At 37.5% G+C, this 19,146-nt stretch carries 20 protein-coding genes; 9 read left to right on the top strand and 11 right to left on the bottom strand.

Translation table 11 applies throughout. The features are described 5' to 3' along the window. Window positions 1–94: 94 nt before the first annotated feature. Together trpS and AAY42_RS12230 are read right to left on the bottom strand one after the other, a co-directional pair. Window positions 95–1,063, bottom strand: coding sequence for a tryptophan--tRNA ligase (gene trpS, locus AAY42_RS12235; protein WP_055395602.1), 969 nt, complete (start codon window positions 1,061–1,063; stop codon window positions 95–97). 85 nt (window positions 1,064–1,148) lie between these two features. After that, the gene (locus AAY42_RS12230; RefSeq protein WP_055395599.1) at window positions 1,149–1,391 is read right to left on the bottom strand and encodes a GlsB/YeaQ/YmgE family stress response membrane protein; all 243 of its coding nucleotides are present in this window, start codon (window positions 1,389–1,391) and stop codon (window positions 1,149–1,151) included. A gap of 56 nt (window positions 1,392–1,447) precedes the next feature. Between AAY42_RS12230 and AAY42_RS12225 the strand changes: the two genes are divergently transcribed. Further along, entirely contained in the window at window positions 1,448–2,191 is a 744-nt protein-coding gene (locus tag AAY42_RS12225; RefSeq protein ID WP_055395597.1) for a lysophospholipid acyltransferase family protein, read from the top strand. On the opposite strand, the gene AAY42_RS12220 is transcribed toward AAY42_RS12225, so the two are convergent. From AAY42_RS12220 to recA, 5 genes are all read right to left on the bottom strand, one after another. Then, window positions 2,188–4,038, bottom strand: coding sequence for a sensor histidine kinase (locus AAY42_RS12220; protein ID WP_055395595.1), 1,851 nt, complete (start codon window positions 4,036–4,038; stop codon window positions 2,188–2,190). The genes AAY42_RS12225 and AAY42_RS12220 overlap by 4 nt on opposite strands. A 134-nt stretch (window positions 4,039–4,172) precedes the next feature. Then, window positions 4,173–5,717, bottom strand: a complete 1,545-nt coding sequence (locus AAY42_RS12215) for an outer membrane beta-barrel protein (protein WP_055395593.1) — start codon at window positions 5,715–5,717, stop codon at window positions 4,173–4,175. An 11-nt stretch (window positions 5,718–5,728) separates the two neighbouring features. After that, window positions 5,729–6,259 (bottom strand): RNA polymerase sigma factor, encoded by a 531-nt coding sequence (locus AAY42_RS12210; protein WP_055395591.1) that lies wholly within the window; start codon window positions 6,257–6,259, stop codon window positions 5,729–5,731. A 30-nt stretch (window positions 6,260–6,289) separates the two neighbouring features. Beyond that, window positions 6,290–6,718 carry a hypothetical protein gene (locus AAY42_RS12205; RefSeq protein WP_055395589.1) on the bottom strand — a complete coding sequence of 143 codons (429 nt, stop codon included), beginning with the start codon at window positions 6,716–6,718 and terminating at the stop codon, window positions 6,290–6,292. Window positions 6,719–6,816: 98 nt separating this feature from the next. Next, entirely contained in the window at window positions 6,817–7,824 is a 1,008-nt protein-coding gene (gene recA / locus AAY42_RS12200) for a recombinase RecA (RefSeq protein WP_055395587.1), read from the bottom strand. A gap of 288 nt (window positions 7,825–8,112) precedes the next feature. Between recA and trhO the strand changes: the two genes are divergently transcribed. The 7 genes from trhO to AAY42_RS12165 all read left to right on the top strand — a co-directional run bounded on the left by trhO (window position 8,113) and on the right by AAY42_RS12165 (window position 15,516). After that, on the top strand, window positions 8,113–9,144 hold the full coding sequence (gene trhO / locus AAY42_RS12195; RefSeq protein ID WP_055395584.1) for an oxygen-dependent tRNA uridine(34) hydroxylase TrhO: 1,032 nt from the start codon (window positions 8,113–8,115) through the stop codon (window positions 9,142–9,144). Between the two features lie 100 nt (window positions 9,145–9,244). Then, window positions 9,245–10,405: a PSP1 domain-containing protein gene (locus tag AAY42_RS12190; RefSeq protein ID WP_055395582.1), complete on the top strand. Its 1,161-nt coding sequence runs from the start codon at window positions 9,245–9,247 to the stop codon at window positions 10,403–10,405. Then, the gene (locus tag AAY42_RS12185; protein WP_055397917.1) at window positions 10,395–10,883 is read left to right on the top strand and encodes a gliding motility lipoprotein GldH; all 489 of its coding nucleotides are present in this window, start codon (window positions 10,395–10,397) and stop codon (window positions 10,881–10,883) included. The genes AAY42_RS12190 and AAY42_RS12185 overlap by 11 nt, the downstream gene beginning before the upstream one ends. 2 nt (window positions 10,884–10,885) lie before the next feature. Then, entirely contained in the window at window positions 10,886–13,216 is a 2,331-nt protein-coding gene (locus AAY42_RS12180) for a penicillin-binding protein 1A (protein ID WP_055395580.1), read from the top strand. A gap of 96 nt (window positions 13,217–13,312) precedes the next feature. Further along, window positions 13,313–14,014, top strand: coding sequence for a CoA transferase subunit A (locus AAY42_RS12175; protein WP_055395578.1), 702 nt, complete (start codon window positions 13,313–13,315; stop codon window positions 14,012–14,014). Between the two features lie 2 nt (window positions 14,015–14,016). Beyond that, window positions 14,017–14,670, top strand: coding sequence for a 3-oxoacid CoA-transferase subunit B (locus AAY42_RS12170; RefSeq protein WP_055395576.1), 654 nt, complete (start codon window positions 14,017–14,019; stop codon window positions 14,668–14,670). A gap of 330 nt (window positions 14,671–15,000) precedes the next feature. Beyond that, complete coding sequence (locus AAY42_RS12165; RefSeq protein WP_055395574.1) at window positions 15,001–15,516, top strand: GNAT family N-acetyltransferase; 516 nt, start codon at window positions 15,001–15,003, stop codon at window positions 15,514–15,516. Here the strand turns inward: AAY42_RS12165 and AAY42_RS12160 are convergent. Beyond that, a complete protein-coding gene (locus AAY42_RS12160; RefSeq protein WP_055395572.1) occupies window positions 15,505–15,825 on the bottom strand; it encodes a hypothetical protein in 321 nt (106 codons plus the stop codon). The two genes, AAY42_RS12165 and AAY42_RS12160, sit on opposite strands and share 12 nt — an antisense overlap. A 143-nt stretch (window positions 15,826–15,968) precedes the next feature. Here AAY42_RS12160 and AAY42_RS12155 point away from each other — a divergent pair, with 143 nt between their 5' ends. Then, the gene (locus AAY42_RS12155; protein WP_175288764.1) at window positions 15,969–16,676 is read left to right on the top strand and encodes an XRE family transcriptional regulator; all 708 of its coding nucleotides are present in this window, start codon (window positions 15,969–15,971) and stop codon (window positions 16,674–16,676) included. 25 nt (window positions 16,677–16,701) lie between these two features. Here AAY42_RS12155 and AAY42_RS12150 read toward each other — a convergent pair whose 3' ends face one another. The 3 genes from AAY42_RS12150 to AAY42_RS12140 all read right to left on the bottom strand — a co-directional run bounded on the left by AAY42_RS12150 (window position 16,702) and on the right by AAY42_RS12140 (window position 19,138). After that, entirely contained in the window at window positions 16,702–17,847 is a 1,146-nt protein-coding gene (locus tag AAY42_RS12150; RefSeq protein ID WP_055395568.1) for a methionine aminotransferase, read from the bottom strand. Next, window positions 17,834–18,319: a very short patch repair endonuclease gene (locus AAY42_RS12145; RefSeq protein ID WP_055395566.1), complete on the bottom strand. Its 486-nt coding sequence runs from the start codon at window positions 18,317–18,319 to the stop codon at window positions 17,834–17,836. Before AAY42_RS12145 ends, AAY42_RS12150 begins: the two co-directional genes overlap by 14 nt. 72 nt (window positions 18,320–18,391) lie before the next feature. Continuing rightward, window positions 18,392–19,138, bottom strand: coding sequence for a succinate dehydrogenase/fumarate reductase iron-sulfur subunit (locus AAY42_RS12140; RefSeq protein ID WP_055395564.1), 747 nt, complete (start codon window positions 19,136–19,138; stop codon window positions 18,392–18,394). Window positions 19,139–19,146 lie beyond the last annotated feature (8 nt).

Below are 19,146 nucleotides of genomic sequence, written 5' to 3'. Positions count from 1 at the left end.
TGTTGAAGATAGACTGTAAGATATGTTGTTTAGAATATATTTGAAAAAACTTTAACGTTGAAGTACAAAATATAACTTTTTATAAAGTAAATATCTAGTATCCTAACTTCTCACGGACACGCTCTAAAACCTTCTCAGCAACTTTTTTGGCTTTTTCAGCACCAATAGCAAGAATTTCATCAACTTCATTAAGATGGTTCATGTAGTATTCAAATTTTTCCCGTGGCTCTTCAAACTTGTTTAGGATAACTTCGTAAAGCGCCTGTTTGGCATGGCCATATCCATAATTTCCAGCTAAATAATTGGCACTCATCTCCTCAATTTGGTCATGTTGCGCCAGTATTTTATAAAGGGCAAATACGTTGTCGGAGGTAGGGTCTTTGGGTTCTTCCATGGGTGTGCTGTCAGTAACAATTCCCATAATTTGTTTGCGCAACTTTTTATCTGGTTGAAATAGGTTGATGAGATTTCCCTTACTCTTGCTCATTTTTTCTCCATCAGTACCTGGAATGTACATGGTTTCTTCTTGCACCTTAGCTTCGGGAAGCACAAAAGTTTCTCCCAATTGACTATGGAATCGCGAAGCCACGTCTCTTGTCATTTCCAGATGCTGTAATTGATCTTTCCCTACGGGAACAATATTGGCATCATACAGGAGAATATCTGCAGCCATTAACATAGGATAGGAAAAAAGTCCAGAGTTTACGTCTTCCAATCGATTTGCTTTGTCCTTAAAAGAATGTGCCAATGTAAGTCGCTGATACGGAAAAAAGCAGCTAAGGTACCAGGCAAGTTCTGTTACCTGAGGCACATCACTTTGCCTGTAGAAAACGGTTTTTTCAACATCCAGGCCAAAGGCCAACCAGGTTGCAGCGGTTGCATAAGTGTTTTGTCTAAGTTCTTCTCCGTTTTTTATTTGGGTGAGGGAATGCATATCCGCAATAAAAAGGAAAGACTCGTTTTGTGGGTCTTGTGCCATTTGAATGGCTGGCATTATTGCCCCTAAAATATTTCCTAGGTGAGGAGTGCCTGTACTTTGAATTCCGGTTAAAATTCTGGACATACTTAATTTTTAAGGCGTAAAAGTAACAATCCAAAAGGGATAAAAAAAGTGGCTTGTGCGCTGATAAAATAAACGTAAATAAATGTTATTTTTTAAAGAGGCCAGCAACAAAAAGTATTACTACCGCCCCAATAACTCCAGTTATAAGGTCACCCACAATTCCAGAGCCAATATGAACCCCCAAGGTGCCAAAGAGCCAATTACCCACTATGCCTCCAACAATCCCTAAAATAATGTTCAATAGTGCGCCAAAACCACCACCCTTCATTATTTTGCCAGCTAGCCAACCCGCTAATGCACCAATCAATAAGGCATATACTAATCCCATAATTAAGTTTTTAAGGTTATTCCAATAAAGATATTCAAAAATTCTACTTTTGGCTCATGCTTCCAATTTTGAGAAATATAGGACATGTCTTGTATAGAATTTGGTTTTATGTGCTTGTGGCACTTCCAATAGTTGTCTTCTTTCCTTTTTTGGTATTGACCACACTTTCTGAAAAGACCTATAAAGAGTTTTTTTGGCTGGCACGAAATATATGGGCGAGAACTATACTTTATGGTATGGGTTGTTTTCCAAAAATTACAACAGAACAGTCTATGGAAAAAGGAAAAAGCTATATGTTGGTTGCTAACCATACAAGTATGTTGGATATTATGCTGATGTTGGTGGTAAGCAAAAACCCTTTTGTATTCGTGGGCAAAAAAGAATTGGTGAAGATTCCTGTGTTTGGATTTTTCTATAAGCGAGTTTGTATTTTGGTAGACCGGGATAACATTAAAAGCAGGACAGGCGTATATAGAAGGGCACAAAGAAGATTAGATCAAGGATTAAGTATTTGTATTTTTCCAGAAGGCGGAGTACCTGAAGAACATATTGCTTTGGATGAATTTAAGGACGGCGCCTTTAAAATGGCGATAGCGCATAAAATTCCGATTGTTCCGATTACCTTTTATGATAACAAAAAACGATTTTCCTTCACATTTTTAAGCGGTGGTCCCGGTAGCATAAGAGCAAAAGTCCACAGTTTTTTTGAGGCTGGTATTTTGGGAGAGGAAGATAAATCGACATTGCGCGAAGAGGTTCGTGAAGTTATTTTAAAAGAGCTTGAAACCACAAAAGTTTAAAGCGGAATCTTAATAACTACCTTAGTGCCCAAGGGGGCATTGTTGTTATCTACCTTATCTATGATTTGAAGATAATCTTGATCATTGACAATTGATTCCAGGCGTAATTTGGTAATCTCCAATCCTCTTGATTTTTTTTCCTTTTGATAAATATGCTTTCTTTGTATTGCTTGTTTTCTGCCAACACCATTGTCCTCAACTACGGACACGAGCTCATTACCATCGAGCATAAAATTTATGGAAAGCTTTTTATCAGTACCTTCTTTGGGCAACAATCCATGAACAATGGCATTCTCAACAAAAGGTTGGAGAATCATGGAAGGGAGCTCAATTATACTGGTATTTAAGGTGTCATCAACTTTTATAGAATAGGAAAAAGCATTGTCAAATCTCAAGGATTCTAACTCAAGATAATCCTCAAGCATTTTGACCTCTTCTGAAAGCGTTGCATTGGTCCCTATGGAGCTCTCCAGAATATTGCGTGACAATCGACCGAACTTGGAAAGATATTTTACGGCATTTTTGTTGTCCTTCTGTAGCACCAAATGCTTTATGGAACTCAAAGAATTAAAGATAAAATGTGGATTGATCTGGGCGCGTAGCGCTTTCGTCTTACTCACAAACGCCTCTTGTTGCAACTGAAAGTTCTCTCGCAATTCCAAATGGAACTTATAATTTAATCCAAAAACAAAAATCACCATTTCCAAAGACACTCCTAGGATTAAATAATAGGTGCCGTCCAGATATAGTCCATCCTCGGGTTCCACAAAATAAATACGTAACAAGGGACCCATTGAATACGCAAAAGAAGCTAAAGCAATAATGCGACCCAAAAGATTTTTACTTGTTAAAAACAAATATATTATGGCGATTAAAGCGATGGCGCATGTGAACTCGTAGGAATACATGACGATTGATACTGTATCGACTGAATAAAAAACACCAATTAAAACAAGGGTGGCAATATTTAAAACAACAAGGATTTTGCACACTTTATGAATTCCAGGATAGTCTCTTTTAGTTCGTAAATAACTCATAACAAAGAGAACATAACTCAAGTTACCCAATATTAGGAAACTTTGCGAAAGATTATGTTTCAGATAACTATTGCCGAGAAACAAATCATAAATCCCAAATTTATTTCCAGCGAGGTAAATAAAAGTTACCACAATATATATGGAATAATAGAGGTATTCTCGATTTCTTAACAGTAGAAAGAATGAGAGTGTGGAAAACCACATAATGAAACAAAGCCCTGCAAAAAAGTAATAGATAACTTGTTTAAAAAAGTCTTTTGTGGTCATGTATTCATTGGGAGGAGATATACAACGCTTAAAATGCCAGTTATTTACATCCTCATTGAAGGTTATGCGCTGAGCCTTAATCAGTAGATAACGATCTTCGATAAGATTTTTGGTACTCAGAGTTATGAACGAATAGTAATAAGAAGTGCCTATTTTTTTGGTGATATTACTTTCCTCAAACTGTCCAATGGGTTTTTCTGTTGTGGCGCCATCTATTTGATAAAAAACACTTCCATAGTCGAAAATATTTAGTTTTAGGTAGAAGTCTTTAGCTTCACTTTCATTGGAGAGTAGATTTTCAAAGTCCAGCTGAATCCAATAGATATCTTCAGACTGTGTTTTTTCTTTGAAAGCGTTAGGACTTTTAAATAGGTCTGGTGAGGCTAGAACCTGCTGAAAATTCAGAGTGGCATCTTGTGTTTTAAATACAAGGAATGGAATTTCTTTTTCAAACGTTTCCAGAACACTTTGTTCCTGTCCAAAACCTAAAAAGGGTGGCACTAGAAGCAGTAAGATTAATATAAACTTTAGTGGCTTTGGCATAAACTTTTTAAAATTAACGAATAATCCCTGTTGGGATATTTCTTACGATAATTTTAAAAACAAAAACACCTCGCCGAAACGAGGTGCTTAAATGATTGTCTAAAGGGACAATCTTCCTAACCAACTTCTTTATACTAAAACTTAAAACTTATACCACTATATACTCCAACAGAAAATGGCCTAAACTCACCTGCTGTTTCCGAAAATGTGTTTAATTGATATTTTAAAATAGGCTCCAAGTTCAATTGAACTTTTGAAGAGAATTCATAGTTAAGTCCCACACCAACATTGGTACTAAAATTCACCGAATTTGCATTATTGGCTTCACCAACTTCGGTCACTAATTCTTCTGATTCCAATAAAACCGAATTATCCACTAAAAAGAGAGAACTAACACCACCAATTAAATCCACACCAAATTTTTTGTCTATTAGCGCATAATTAAGCTCTAAAGGAACCTCTATATAGCCAAGTTGCTGTACCATTTTTCCATCCAGTTCAGGAGTCTGGGAGGCACTTAGTTCAAGTGAAGCATCATTTGCAAAAGATTGTGGTAGCTCATTCTTGCTTTGTACAACCAAGTTTCTAGAAGTTTGACTGTAATCAATATTGTCTATCAAAGCATTGGTAGAAGCATCTAAGGATGAGGAGAACACAATTTCATTGGTATCATAGCCGTAATTAACTTTGTGTACACCAGATCGCACTTTAAGTCTCTTATTTAAATTATAGGCAACCGTAAGGCCATAGCTTAAATTAACATTTCCAGATTTTGAATTGGAAGCAAAATTGGAGTGTATTGGCGAGCCATCACCAGTTGCATTAAAATACACCGGGGCAACGGAAGGTCCAACGGACCATTTACCGCTTGTGCCATTCTGTGCAATGGCTTCTTCTTCCTGTTCCTTAATTACATCAAAAATTGATTGTTTTTCAACTATGTTTTTTTCCTCTTCCTTATTTTGGGCAATAGCCTCATTTTCTGAAAAGCTTCCCAGACTTTTTTCTTGTTGTAACGGAGTATTATCAATCTTGTCCGTTAAAAGGGGCTCTTTTTTATCGTTCTGTTCTGAGGAAACAATTGTCTGGACTTTATTTTTGTTTAAAGCATCCGTAACATCTTGCTGATTATTCCCAACTTCAGATTTTCTGATTGCCACGCTATCTACGGAAGCAATATTTTGATTTGAGTTATCAACAGTATTAAAACGAACATCATTTCTTTCTAGACTCTCTTTTGTTTCTGATGTGTTGGTAGAAACAATTTGTTCCTCAGGTTTTATACTTTGGTTTCTATTTATAGACCCTTGAGCGTCTTCTTGATTGTTCATAGTTGAACCTTCAACGGTATCTCTGTTGTCGTTTGTTGTAGCTTCGGTCAGTTTTTGAGTTTCAGAACTCTCTGAAATACTATCCTTATCAAAAATAGTTTCATTGTTTTCTGTTTCCGTGACAATTATTGGAACATTGTTGTCTGTATCCTCAAATGGATTCATAACATAAAATAGAATTGCCAATAAAGCGGCAACCCCTCCCAGTTGCCACCAAATTGGCACAACTCTTTTCTTTTTCTTTTTGTCCAAAGAGGCTTCAATGGAATTCCAGACTTTTTCATCCGGAACTTCATGAAACTCCTTAAAAGTTTCTTTGAACAGTTGCTCTAAATTCTTTTTCCCCATTGTGAAGTCATTTAAGCAATGTTTATATTTTCTTTTATAATCTTTTCCCTTAAAATCATCTTGGCCCTGGCCAGATTTGATTTTGAAGTACCAGCGGATGTCCCCAACATTTCGCTTATTTCTTTATGGCTGTAACCGTCCAAAACATATAGGTTAAATGTTAATCTATATTTATTTGGTAATTCCTGAATGTATCCCAACAAAGTGGATAAACTAATATCCGTCTCTTCAATATCCACATCCATTTCTTCGCCAATATTTTCGGAAACCACATTTAGATGTTGCTCCTTTCTATATTTTTGAAGTACGGTGTTAACGGTAATCCTTTTGATCCAACCTTCAAAAGAACCATTAAAATTGTACTGATCTATTTTATTGAAAATCGTCATAAAACTGTCGTGAAGACTGTCTTCAGCTTCAGTTTTATTACGGGAATACTTGAGGCACATACCGAAAAGAATACCGGAATATTTCCGGTATAGTTCGGCTTGAGCCTTTCTTTTTCCCTTTTTACAATTATGTATCAGTTCTTCAAGATCCAAATGTTGGTCAATTTTGGATTATAACTATTTTTAGTTTGGAACGTTCACCGGAATAGTATACTCAATATAGGTTGCATCGTCATTTTCATCCATTCCTGAAAAAAATCGAAAATGATAGTCCTCTGTAAAAATCACGTTAAATTCAAATGTTGCAACAACTTCTTCAGTTGCTTGCGTACATGCCGTATCATCTGTAAGAACTGAACCTATTGCTACAATATCTCTATCAGTCTCTGCAGGTTTGGAAAAGTCAAACCCTTCAAAAAAAGTACAGCTATTAGGACGCAAATAAGTTACCTCTATGGTATATGTTTCATTCAAATCAAACGACTCAGGAACCGTGGCTTCAATTATATCAAGTGTTGTAAAATGAAAATTTTGACCATCATCATCCAAGTTGCACGAAGTGAATAAGGAACATGCTCCAAAAAGAATAAATACTAAAATTACCTTTTTCATCAATAAAATCTTTTTAACCCCTAGATGAACGGTATATACAAGGGTTGCGTGCGATTTCTACAACCTACAGATTAAACGGATAAAAAGTAAAGATTAATTTATGAATTCACAGTTGTGATTGCCTCCCTGATTTTGGTTTCCAATTCTTCAGATAGTTCTGGATTATCTGCAAGCAAGGCCTTTACCGCATCTCTTCCTTGGCCCAACTTTGTATCACCATAACTAAACCAAGACCCGCTTTTCTTTACAATTTCATAGGCGACTCCCAAATCTAAGATTTCCCCAACTTTGGAAATACCTTCGCCATACATAATGTCAAATTCAGCAGTTTTAAAAGGAGGTGCAACTTTGTTCTTCACTACTTTAACCCTGGTTTTATTTCCAAGAACAGCTCCATCCGTATTTTTTATTTGTGTGGATCTTCTAATGTCCAATCGTACGGAAGCATAAAATTTAAGGGCATTTCCACCGGTAGTCGTTTCAGGGTTTCCAAACATTACCCCAATTTTTTCTCTTAGTTGATTAATGAAAATTACGGTGCAGTTTGTTTTGCTAATGGTAGAGGTCAACTTTCTTAAAGCCTGAGACATTAAACGAGCATGGAGCCCCATCTTTGAATCTCCCATTTCTCCCTCAATTTCACTTTTTGGGGTAAGCGCAGCAACAGAATCGATGATAACAATGTCAATAGCCCCAGACCTGATAAGGTTATCGGCAATCTCTAATGCCTGCTCACCATGATCTGGCTGTGAAATGATAAGGTTGTCAATATCAACGCCCAAATTTTTTGCATAAAAACGGTCAAATGCATGCTCTGCATCTATAAAAGCGGCAATACCGCCGTTTTTTTGAGCTTCTGCAATTGCATGCAAGGTCAAGGTTGTTTTACCAGAAGATTCTGGGCCATAAATTTCAACGACCCTACCTCTTGGATAACCACTTACGCCCAAAGCAACATCCAATCCTAAAGATCCAGAAGGAATAACTTCAACATCTTCCACTACACTATCCCCCATTTTCATAACGGCACCTTTTCCGTAGGTTTTGTCCAATTTGTCAAGTGTAAGTTTTAAGGCTTTTAATTTTGCTTCTTTTTCGTTGCTCATGGTTCTCGTAATTAGGAAGGCTAAATTACCATTTCTTTCTTCATACCGCAAAGCAGACGCAACCTTTTTAAAAGTTGGTATCTAACGGGTACTAACTCGAATAATAATAGCGGACTTTTCTTATTAGTTCGTTGCCAAATGGCAAAAATGGGAAAATCCGCGCTATGAAAAAGGATTAATCGGTTAGAAAGGTCTCTTGATAAAAGAGGCCTTTTTTGTTTTAAGGATAGAGTTTTACCTTTGCAGCTAGTATAACAACATTTCTTAAACTTAAACAATTGGTATAGTATGCAACTGTACAATACATTAAGTGCAAAGGAAAGGGAGAAACTTATTGAAGAAGCCGGGAAAGACCGACTTACTATCTCTTTCTACAAATATGCGCACATAGCAAATCCTGAAATTTTTAGAAACCACTTATTTATCCATTGGGATGAATTGGATGTGCTTGGAAGAATTTATGTGGCAAATGAAGGAGTAAATGCCCAACTCTCCGTTCCTGCAGAGAATTTTGAAGTATTCAAAGCACATTTGGACAGTGTTTCGTTTTTGGAAAATGTGCGGCTCAACATCGCCATTGAACAAGACAACAAGTCTTTTTTGAAGCTAAAAGTCAAGGTTCGTGAGAAAATCGTTGCGGATGGATTGAATGATGACACTTTTGATGTTACCAATAAAGGCGTGCACGTTGGAGCGGAAAAATTCAATGAACTTATTGAAGATCCGGATACTGTTCTGGTGGACATGCGAAACCATTATGAAAGCGAAATAGGTCATTTTAAAAATGCCATAACCCCGGATGTGGATACATTTAGGGATTCATTGGATATCATAGAAAAGGACCTTTCAGAACATAAAGAAGACAAAAAACTGGTCATGTACTGTACCGGTGGAATTCGATGTGAAAAGGCAAGTGCCTATTACAAGCATAAAGGGTTCAAAAATGTGTATCAGTTAGAAGGCGGGATTATCGAATACGCGCGACAAGTAAAAGCTAAAGATCTGGAGAATAAATTCTTAGGAAAGAACTTTGTGTTTGATCATAGAAGGGGGGAAAGAATATCCGAAGATGTTATTTCCAAGTGTCACCAATGCGGAAACCCATGCGATACCCATGTCAATTGTGCAAACGAGGCATGCCATCTTCTTTTTATTCAGTGCCAGGAATGTGCAGAAGCTATGAACGATTGTTGTTCATTGGATTGCAAGGAAACCCATGAATTGCCGTTCGAGGAACAGAAACGACTGAGAAAAGGCATACACGCTAGCAATAAAATTTTTAAAAAGGGACGTTCCGAAGTATTAAAGTACAAAAAGTAGCATTTCACTTCTGCAACAATTTGTGCTATATTTACAATTAGTTATTTATGAACCCTTTTTAAGGAAATGCTGGTCATTTCTTTAAATCAAGATACAAAATATGGGATGTAGCAGTTGTTCAACCGGCAAGGATGGACAACCGCGTGGTTGCAAGAACAATGGTACTTGCGGCACAGATGGTTGTAACAAGCTAACCGTTTTTGATTGGCTTTCCAATATGTCGCTACCCAACGGTCAAAAACCTTTTGATTGTGTTGAGGTACGTTTCAAGAATAGTAGAAAAGGTTTTTTTAGGAATACGGAGAATCTTCCATTGGCCATTGGTGATGTTGTGGCCACACAGGCCAAATCTGGCCATGATATCGGCATAGTCACCCTTACAGGGGAGTTGGTAAAAGTGCAAATGAAGAAAAAGAAAGTTGCATTTGACGATGAGTCGGTACTCAAAATCTACAGAAAAGCTTCACAACGGGATATTGACATTTGGCAAAAATGTAGAGATAAAGAACCCGAAATTCAGAAAAGATCTAGGGAAATTGCTATTTCATTAAAACTTCAAATGAAGCTTAGCGATGTTGAATTTCAAGGAGATGGTTCAAAAGCCACATTCTATTACACAGCAGAAGACCGGGTAGATTTTAGGCAATTGATAAAGGATATGGCCAAAGCTTTTAGTATCCGAATTGAAATGCGCCAAATAGGTTACAGACAAGAAGCACAGCGTTTGGGAGGAATTGGCTCATGTGGGCGAGAACTTTGTTGCTCAACTTGGCTGACCGATTTTAGATCGGTAAGTACAGCTTCAGCCAGATACCAGCAATTGGCATTGAACCCCCAAAAGTTGGCAGGTCAGTGCGGAAAGCTCAAATGTTGCCTCAATTATGAGCTGGATATGTACCTGGAAGCATTGAAGGATTTTCCGTCACAAGACAGCAAGCTAATGACCGAAAAAGGCATAGCCTTTTGTCAAAAAGCAGATATTTTCAAAGAAACACTCTGGTTTTCATACCGGGATGACCCGGCTACATGGCATGCGTTGCATAAAGAGCATGTAACGGAAATTCTTGAAATGAATAAGAAAAATGAAAAAATAGCCAGTCTAGAAGAATACGCACAAGATAATGTAAACGAAGAGAAGTTGGTTTTTGAAAATGTTGTAGGCCAGGACAGCCTTACTCGTTTTGATAAACCCAGAAAAAACAAGAGAAACAACAAAAAGCGAAGAAAAAACAAACCGAAAGCTTCCCGTAATGCACAATAATTTCTTCACAGTCCTAGTTTTAGCAATATGTTTAGTTTCATGTAACAGCAATCTAGTTTTTTCGGATTATGAACCTATGGCAAATGGTAAATGGAATTTAGATGAAACTGTACATTTTCAATTTTCAGAACTAGATTCTATTGAACCCTATAACATGTTCATTAATATTAGAAACGATAATACATTCCCGTTCAGCAATTTATTTTTAATTGCTGAATTGGAATATCCCAATGGAGAAACCATAAAGGATACATTAGAATATAAAATGTCAGAACCATCGGGGGAATGGCTGGGCCAAGGTTTGGGGAGCATCAAGGAAAATAAACTTTGGTTCCATGAAAAAATCGTTTTTCCTGATTCTGGCGTATATAAAGTGAGTATTGCACACGCAATGCGCAAAAATGGGGATGTGGATGGTATCCATACCCTTGAAGGCATTACCGATGTAGGTTTGGAAATTGAAAAAAGCACCCAATAACAATGGCAAAGGCTAAACAAAAAAAGCAAAAAGGCTTCTTCACATATATTAAATGGTTTTGGATTCTATTTGGGTCGGGCATTCTCTTCGCTATATTGATTTTTCTTTTGGCGGCTTGGGGGGCATTTGGTGAAATGCCAACATTTGAGCATTTAGAAAACCCCCAAACTAATTTGGCCACAGAACTTATTTCTTCAGACGGAGAAACTTTAGGGAAATATTTTTTAGATGATAATCGTACCTGGTTGGATTATAAGAATCTTCCTGAGAATTTGGTTAACGCCTTAATTGCAACTGAAGATGCACGTTATTATAATCACGCTGGAATAGATGCCAGAGGAACTCTTAGAGCTTTTGCATTTCTTGGCACCAAAGGTGGAGCCAGTACCATTTCACAGCAATTGGCAAGACAATTGTTTGTTGGAAGAAAAGCACAAGATTGGAGAAGGTATCTTCAAAAAGTCAAAGAGTGGGTTATTGCGACCCGTTTGGAGCGCAATTATACCAAAGAAGAAATCATAGCCATGTATTTCAACATCTATGATTTTGGCAATAATGCCGATGGTATTCGTTCAGCTGCAAGAGTTTATTTTGGAAAAGAGCCCATGGAGTTAAGAACAGAAGAAGCAGCCATGCTGGTTGGGATGTTCAAAAACTCCTCTTTCTATAACCCAAGACCACATAGAAACCCTGTGGGCACAAGGAATAGAAGAAATGTGGTTTTATCTCAGATGGCCAAATATGAGTACATTTCCGAAAAGCAAAAAGATTCACTCCAAGCATTGGAATTAAACTTAAATTATAGCCCGGAATTGCATAATGAGGGTCTGGCCACCTATTTTCGTATGTATATGCAACGCTGGTTAAATGGATGGGCTAAAGACAACCCTAAACCTGATGGTGAAAAGTATAACATTTACTTGGACGGGTTAAAAGTATATACGACAGTTGATTCCAGGATGCAGAAAAATGCTGAAGAAGCTGTACGGGAACACATGAAAAATTTACAAGCTGAGTTTTTCCACCAAAACACCCCAAAGCGCAACCCAACTGCCCCATTTTTGGATTTGACTAAAGGAGCTATAGATACTATTATGCGTCGCGCTATGAAACAATCTGAAATGTGGCGTAATCTCAGTAGAATGGGAAAATCTGAAAAGGAAATAGAAGAGATTTTCCATCAGAAAAAAGGGATGACGGTATTTGATTGGAATAGTGATTCCTTTGACAAGGATACCATTATGACTCCAATGGATTCCATTAGATACTATAAAACCTTTTTAAGAACGGCCATGATGTCTATGGAACCTCAGACTGGACACGTAAAAGCATGGGTAGGCGGTGTTGACTATAAACATTTTCAATACGATCAGGTATTTCAAGGAACAAGACAAGCAGGGTCTACATTCAAACCCTTTGTTTATGCCGCTGCTATTGATCAATTGCGTTATTCCCCTTGCGATTCACTACCAGACAATCAATATTGCATTGAACCCTTAAAGCATGGGAATATGGAAGCATGGTGTCCCAAAAACTCTGATGGCAAATATTCTGGGAAAAATTTAACCCTTAAAAATGCATTGGCCAATTCTGTAAATACGGTTACCGCGCAATTAATAGACAAAGTTGGTCCTGGATCAGTTGTAAACATTGCCAAAAATATGGGCATAACACGAGAAATTTTGGAAGTGCCTGCAATAGCCTTGGGAGTTCCAGAGGTTAATGTTTATGAAATGGTAGGAGCGTTTGGAACCTATGCCAATCAGGGGGTTTATGTAAAGCCTGTCATGGTAACCCGAATTGAAGATAAAAATGGCACAGTACTTTATGAATACGTGCCGGAGACAAAGGACGTTTTAAGTAAAGATGTAGCCTATGCTATGGTGAACCTTATGGAAGGGGTGACCCAAGGAGGTTCGGGCACTAGGTTGAGACACACTTTTGCAAAAAATCAATCAGTTTATAAAGATATAATAACAGGGTATCCGTATGAATTGACCAACCCAATTGCAGGTAAAACAGGAACAACTCAAAATCAAAGTGATGGTTGGTTTATGGGAATGGTGCCTAATTTGGTTACAGGAGTCTGGGTAGGTGGTGAAAATCGAGCTGTCCATTTTAAAAGTATTCTTTATGGTCAAGGCGCTTCTATGGCATTGCCTATTTGGGGCTTGTACATGAAGAAAAATTATGAGAATGAAGAACTGGGTGTTTCCAAAGACGCTTTTGAAGAGCCAGAGGATTTGTCCATTAATGTAGATTGCACAAAAATACTGCAAGACCTTCAAGATGATTTGGATACAGAAGACGATATGGAAGATGTAGGATTCTAATCGTTTAGTTCAGAAAATTTTGCCCCAAGCTATATCTTTAGCTTGGGGCTTTTTTATTTAAATCGTAATTTCAAGCAATCAGAAAATAAAGAATAGATGATTAAAAAGACAGTTCCAGATGTAAAAAAAGCATTAGCTGGTGTTTCGGATGGGATGACCTTTATGCTAGGGGGATTTGGGTTGTGTGGAATCCCAGAAAATGCAATAGGGGAGTTGTTCAGATTAGGAGTTAAGGACATTACATGTATTTCCAATAATGCTGGGGTAGATGATTTTGGTCTGGGATTGCTTTTACAACAGCATCAGATCAAAAAAATGATTTCATCCTATGTTGGTGAAAACGATGAATTTGAACGCCAAATGCTGAGCGGAGAGTTAGAAGTTGAACTAACTCCTCAAGGTACATTAGCAGAAAAATGCAGAGCAGCCCAAGCCGGTTTTCCGGCATTCTATACTCCAGCAGGATATGGAACAGAAGTAGCGGAAGGGAAGGAAACCCGTGAGTTTGATGGAAAGATGTATGTTTTGGAACCAGCTTATAAAGCCGACTTTGCATTTGTGAAAGCTTGGAAGGGAGATGAAGCGGGCAACTTAATATTTAAGGGCACAGCACGCAATTTTAATCCCAGTATGTGTGGAGCTGCAAAAATCACAGTGGCTGAAGTAGAAGAACTATTGCCAGCCGGAAGTTTGGAGCCCAATGAAATTCATGTACCTGGAATATTTGTACAGCGTATTTTTCAAGGAGACAATTATGAAAAACGAATTGAACAAAGAACCGTTAGGCAAAAAGGGTAGATATGTTAAATAAAAATGGAATAGCTAAACGAATTGCCAAAGAGGTCAAAGACGGTTACTATGTGAACCTTGGAATCGGAATTCCAACTTTGGTGGCCAATTTTGTTCGTGATGATATAAGCGTTGAATTTCAAAGTGAGAATGGGGTTTTGGGAATGGGCCCTTTTCCTTTTGAAGGTGAAGAGGATGCCGATGTTATAAATGCTGGAAAGCAAACCATAACGACGCTCCCTGGGGCATCGTTTTTTGATTCTGCCTTGAGTTTTGCAATGATCAGGGGAAAACATGTAGACCTAACCATTTTGGGAGCAATGGAAGTAGCGGAAAATGGAGATATAGCTAACTGGAAAATTCCTGGGAAAATGGTCAAAGGTATGGGTGGGGCAATGGACCTTGTGGCATCTGCAGAGAATATTATCGTCGCTATGATGCATACCAACAAGGCAGGAAAATCCAAACTATTAAAAAAGTGTAGCTTGCCGCTTACAGGGGTAGGCTGTGTAAAAAAAATAGTAACAAACCTTGCCGTTTTGGAAGTTGTTCCCGAAGGTTTCAAATTGCTGGAAAGAGCCCCTGGAATTTCTGTTGATGATGTTGTCAAGGCTACAGAAGGAAGATTGGTTGTGGAGGGTCAAATTCCGGAAATGAAAATCTGATAAATACTAATCGGTTTGTTTACAACAAATTCAGGTTATTACACAACATTTTCTTTATTTGGTAATTCATCGATCATATATTTGCTTTAATCGATTTTTTTACCCAAATTATCACCATAAAAAAACAACACCATGGCACCCAAATTAAACCAAACTTCTGTGGATGACAACATCCAAGTGTACAGAAATGATTTTTTCACTGGATTTATTTTATTGATAAAAAAGCTTTTTATGCTTTAATCCGGTAGAACAACAAAAAACTTTAGGAGCCAACATTCTTGTTTGGCTCCTTTTTTTTTCAATACTTTGGAGTTCCTAAAATGGTTTTTAATGAGGTTGAATTTACGTCTGTGCACAAATTTGGATGTGGATGTTTTGACAAAGATATCCAGGGACACTTTCGGGGCTGCTTTTGAAAAAGACAATGACCCCAATGATTTTAAGGACTACATGGATTTTGCCTTTGGCAAAGAGAAGTTATTGTCTGAACTTAAGAACCCTAATTCTTCTTTTTATTTTGTGTTTGATGCAGAAACTTTGGTCGGTTATTTTAAAGTAAACGAAAAAGAAGCACAAACGGATGTTAATGATGGGGAGTCTCTTGAATTAGAGCGTATTTATGTTGTTCAATCCTATCAAGGAAAGCAAATAGGCGGTTGGATGCTGGACAATATTGTGGAACTGGCTAGAAAAGAAGCTAAAACGTATATTTGGTTGGGCGTATGGGAGCGGAATATACGGGCCATCAAATTTTATCAAAAACGTGGCTTTAAACAATTTGGGACCCATCCCTACTTTATTGGAAACGACAAACAGACGGATTGGCTTTTAAGATTAGACCTTTAAAAGATTGTCCAAAAATAGAATATCACCTTCCGCTTGAAGCTTAAAAGCAATTGAATTTTCAAAAGCAGCATGAATCAATAATGAAATTGCCTTTGCATTGGTTTTGGTAAGACTATTGCTTCTGTATACCACATCTCGAATAGTTGAAAAACTAACCTTGCTGCGTATCGCAATATTGGCAAAGTCATTTTTTGAAACGTTTCTACGAAGAATTATAGAAAGCCTTTCACTGATTGGTTTTCCATAATCTTCCTCCAAAAACATGGTGTCACTATTAATTCTAAGATCAAAATGTTTGATTGAACCCATATCAATTATCTATTAGTTTACTGATTATTATATCGGGGTCAAATCGTATTTTCTATATTTGATTGTAATTCAATTACAGAAATGTGATTTTTTGCTGCGCAAAATTTAATATGCGTAATAATATTACACAATATAGCAATTATATGTACGCAATAAAGCAATTAAGGCGTAAAAAAAACCTTAGCCAATCAGATTTGGCCTTGGAAATTGGTGTTAGCTTAAGAACCATACAGCTTTATGAAAAAAAAGATGCCAATATCCCCATTAAAAATCTTACAAAAATTGCCGCTTATTTTGATTTAAGTATTGCGGAATTGTATCTGCAGGAAGTCAATGAAGCTCAAGAAACCTACATAAGAAGACAACCATTTACCAAAAATGGAAGTGTTTTTTACCCTATGGACCATGGCAAATATTTGGTTATGGCACCATTGATCTTAACGGAGCATCAAAATGAATACATAGAAAGTTTAGTGGAAAATGATTTTGGAAAAAGTACATTTCAATCGGGTTTTATTGTTGATTTTTTAGGAGATGAAGCTTACAGAGCTTTTGAAATTTCCGGAAACTCCATGGATGACGGTAGTATTGTGGCCATTCCCAACAAAGCAATTGTGCTGGGTTTAAAATTGGGCAGAACAGCTCTTGAAAAAGAAAACAAAACAATGTGTAACAAGCCTTATATTCTGGTCTGTAGGGATAGGATTATCTGTAAATGGATTACGGGATTTAACGGCAAGGAGAATGCGGTATATTGTCAAAACCTAAATAAATCTCCGGAGTATCAAGATTTTGAATTGCCTTTGGACGATATTCTCGAGATTTTTGAGGTAGTCAAAAAACAACTTTAATAATCCCCAAACACAAACCTACACTTCAGATACCGTTTAAAATTTCAGCCGCTTGGTCCAATACATCATCGGTCTTGGCAAAACAGAAGCGAAGTTGCTTATCATCTCTGTTGTTCAAATTAAAAACAGAAACGGGAATGCTGGCCAATTTGTTTTCCTTAATAAGTCTTTCAGCAAAGTCTGTATCGCCCTCATTAGTAATTTTAGAATAATCGAGTAATTGAAAGTAAGTGCCAGCAGAAGGTATCATTTCGAATTTTGAACCCTTGACGGCTTCCAAGAAATAATCCCGTTTTTTTTGATAGAACGCGTTTAAATCCAGATAGTGACCTGGAGTTTTTAAATATTCGGTCAAGGCTTTTTGAGTAGGATGGTTTACACAGAACACATTGAACTGGTGCACTTTTTGAAACTCTTCCATCAAAGATTTCGGTGCAATACAATAACCAACTTTCCACCCGGTAACGTGAAAAGTCTTTCCAAAAGAGGAGCATACGATACTTCTTGTAGCCAAATCTGGAAACTTACTTACGCTTTGGTGCGCTTTACCATCAAAAACAATATGTTCATATACCTCATCACTCAACAAAATGATATTGGTATCCTTTAGGATTTCTTGCAGTTGGAGCATATCATTTTCAGACCAAATGGTCCCCGTGGGATTATGTGGAGTATTGATAATCACCATTTTCGTTTTTGGGCCAATGGCAGATTTAAAGGTATTCCAGTCAATTTTATAATCCGGTCCTTCAAGTTGTACGGGAACTACCTTAGCGCCAAAAAGTTCAATGGCTGGTTCATAACAATCATAGGCGGGCTTTAACACTATTACTTCATCATCTTGGCGTACAAATGTGGATATTGCTGTAAAAATAGCCTGTGTGGCCCCTGCGGTAATGGTTATTTCAGATTCTGGATGATAGGTTTTGCCATATAGCGTTTTGATTTTTTCTGATATGATTTCACGAAGGGTGAAAGTACCCTGCATTGGCGCATATTGATTATGGCCTCCTTTAAGGGCTTTATCGACCAGTTGTAGAAGCTTTGGGTCCGGACTAAAGTTAGGGAATCCTTGGGAAAGGTTTACGGCATTATGTTGATGTGCCAATTTTCCAATATAGGTGAATATATTGGTGCCCACATCAGGTAATTTTGAACTAATTGTAATCATTTTTTTGATGATTTTCTAAATGGGAGATTACTTTTTGCAGACAAACTTCCAAATTCTTTTTAACCTCACTTTCCCAAAATCGAAATATGGTATATCGCAAACGTTTCAATTCTTCGTTTACCTCTTTGTCCCTCTGCATGTTTCGTTCAATTTTGGCAATCCAAAATTCACGATTGGTCTTTATTTTGGTTTTTCGCTCTTCCCAATTTTGACCATGCCAAAACTCCCCGTCAATAAAAATGACCGTTTTGTATTTATTCAGGACAATGTCCGGTTTACCAATCAATTTTTTATAATCGATACGGTATCGATAGCCGGCAGCCCATAGTGCTTTTCTGAACACAAGTTCCGGTTTAGTATTTTTGCCACGAATCTTGCTCATGATTTTTGAGCGCTGTGGGGTAGTGTAGAAACCAGCCTCCTCATTAAAACGGGGTACTTTTATACGTTCTTCGGGATATTTTTCTGGCATACATCAAAATAACAAAAAACCCGAACTCCTTAAAGTGGAATTCGGGCTTTTTATATTGTAAAACAAATACGTTTATCCTTTCACACTGGCAGATAGATACTCACGGTTCATTCGTGCTATGTTTTCCAAAGAAATGCCTTTTGGACATTCAATCTCGCATGCTCCGGTATTGGTGCAGTTTCCAAAACCTTCCAAGTCCATTTGACGTACCATATTTTCAACACGCTCGGCAGCTTCTACCTGACCTTGTGGCAATAGCGCAAATTGAGATACTTTTGCCGAAGTGAACAACATTGCACTTGCATTTTTACAAGCAGCTACACAGGCACCACAACCAATGCATGTTGCAGCATTAAAAGATTTGTCTGCCATTTCCTTTTCAATAGGAATTGCATTGGCGTCTACAGGCCTACCAGATGTGTTGACAGAGATATACCCTCCAGCTTGTTGAATTCTATCAAAAGCCGTTCTGTCCACAATAAGATCCTTGATTACAGGAAATGCTTTTGCCCTCCAAGGCTCAATTACGATTTCATCACCGTCATTAAAACTACGCATATGCAATTGACATACTGTAATCATGGAATCGGGTCCGTGTGGACGACCATTGATCATTAATGAACAAGTACCACAGATGCCTTCGCGACAGTCATGGTCAAATTCAACAGGTTCTTCTCCTTTTGAAATCAGTTCCTCATTGAGAATATCCAACATTTCCAAAAAAGACATATCACTTTCCACACCGTCCAAAGTGTAATCTACCATTTGTCCTTTGGTGGAAGCGTTTTTTTGTCTCCAAATCTTCAAATATAATTTCATAGCTATTT

It is taken from the genome of Flagellimonas eckloniae, from assembly GCF_001413955.1.
GTDB classification, from domain to species: domain Bacteria; phylum Bacteroidota; class Bacteroidia; order Flavobacteriales; family Flavobacteriaceae; genus Flagellimonas; species Flagellimonas eckloniae.
This window is presented reverse-complemented; position numbering and strand designations above follow the sequence as displayed.

Bases quoted from the DNA above. Each gene is read 5' to 3' on its own strand.
- AAY42_RS12165 (WP_055395574.1), top strand. From the start codon at position 15,001: ATGAGGTTGAATTTACGTCTGTGCACAAATTTGGATGTGGATGTTTTG.
- trpS (WP_055395602.1), bottom strand. From the start codon at position 1,063: ATGTCCAGAATTTTAACCGGAATTCAAAGTACAGGCACTCCTCACCTA.
- AAY42_RS12180 (WP_055395580.1), top strand. From the start codon at position 10,886: ATGGCAAAGGCTAAACAAAAAAAGCAAAAAGGCTTCTTCACATATATT.
- AAY42_RS12170 (WP_055395576.1), top strand. From the start codon at position 14,017: ATGTTAAATAAAAATGGAATAGCTAAACGAATTGCCAAAGAGGTCAAA.
- AAY42_RS12175 (WP_055395578.1), top strand. From the start codon at position 13,313: ATGATTAAAAAGACAGTTCCAGATGTAAAAAAAGCATTAGCTGGTGTT.
- AAY42_RS12150 (WP_055395568.1), bottom strand. From the start codon at position 17,847: ATGATTACAATTAGTTCAAAATTACCTGATGTGGGCACCAATATATTC.
- AAY42_RS12225 (WP_055395597.1), top strand. From the start codon at position 1,448: ATGCTTCCAATTTTGAGAAATATAGGACATGTCTTGTATAGAATTTGG.
- AAY42_RS12215 (WP_055395593.1), bottom strand. From the start codon at position 5,717: ATGGGGAAAAAGAATTTAGAGCAACTGTTCAAAGAAACTTTTAAGGAG.
- AAY42_RS12190 (WP_055395582.1), top strand. From the start codon at position 9,245: ATGGGATGTAGCAGTTGTTCAACCGGCAAGGATGGACAACCGCGTGGT.
- AAY42_RS12140 (WP_055395564.1), bottom strand. From the start codon at position 19,138: ATGAAATTATATTTGAAGATTTGGAGACAAAAAAACGCTTCCACCAAA.
- recA (WP_055395587.1), bottom strand. From the start codon at position 7,824: ATGAGCAACGAAAAAGAAGCAAAATTAAAAGCCTTAAAACTTACACTT.
- AAY42_RS12185 (WP_055397917.1), top strand. From the start codon at position 10,395: ATGCACAATAATTTCTTCACAGTCCTAGTTTTAGCAATATGTTTAGTT.
- AAY42_RS12220 (WP_055395595.1), bottom strand. From the start codon at position 4,038: ATGCCAAAGCCACTAAAGTTTATATTAATCTTACTGCTTCTAGTGCCA.
- AAY42_RS12230 (WP_055395599.1), bottom strand. From the start codon at position 1,391: ATGGGATTAGTATATGCCTTATTGATTGGTGCATTAGCGGGTTGGCTA.
- AAY42_RS12145 (WP_055395566.1), bottom strand. From the start codon at position 18,319: ATGCCAGAAAAATATCCCGAAGAACGTATAAAAGTACCCCGTTTTAAT.
- AAY42_RS12155 (WP_175288764.1), top strand. From the start codon at position 15,969: ATGTACGCAATAAAGCAATTAAGGCGTAAAAAAAACCTTAGCCAATCA.
- AAY42_RS12160 (WP_055395572.1), bottom strand. From the start codon at position 15,825: ATGGGTTCAATCAAACATTTTGATCTTAGAATTAATAGTGACACCATG.
- trhO (WP_055395584.1), top strand. From the start codon at position 8,113: ATGCAACTGTACAATACATTAAGTGCAAAGGAAAGGGAGAAACTTATT.
- AAY42_RS12205 (WP_055395589.1), bottom strand. From the start codon at position 6,718: ATGAAAAAGGTAATTTTAGTATTTATTCTTTTTGGAGCATGTTCCTTA.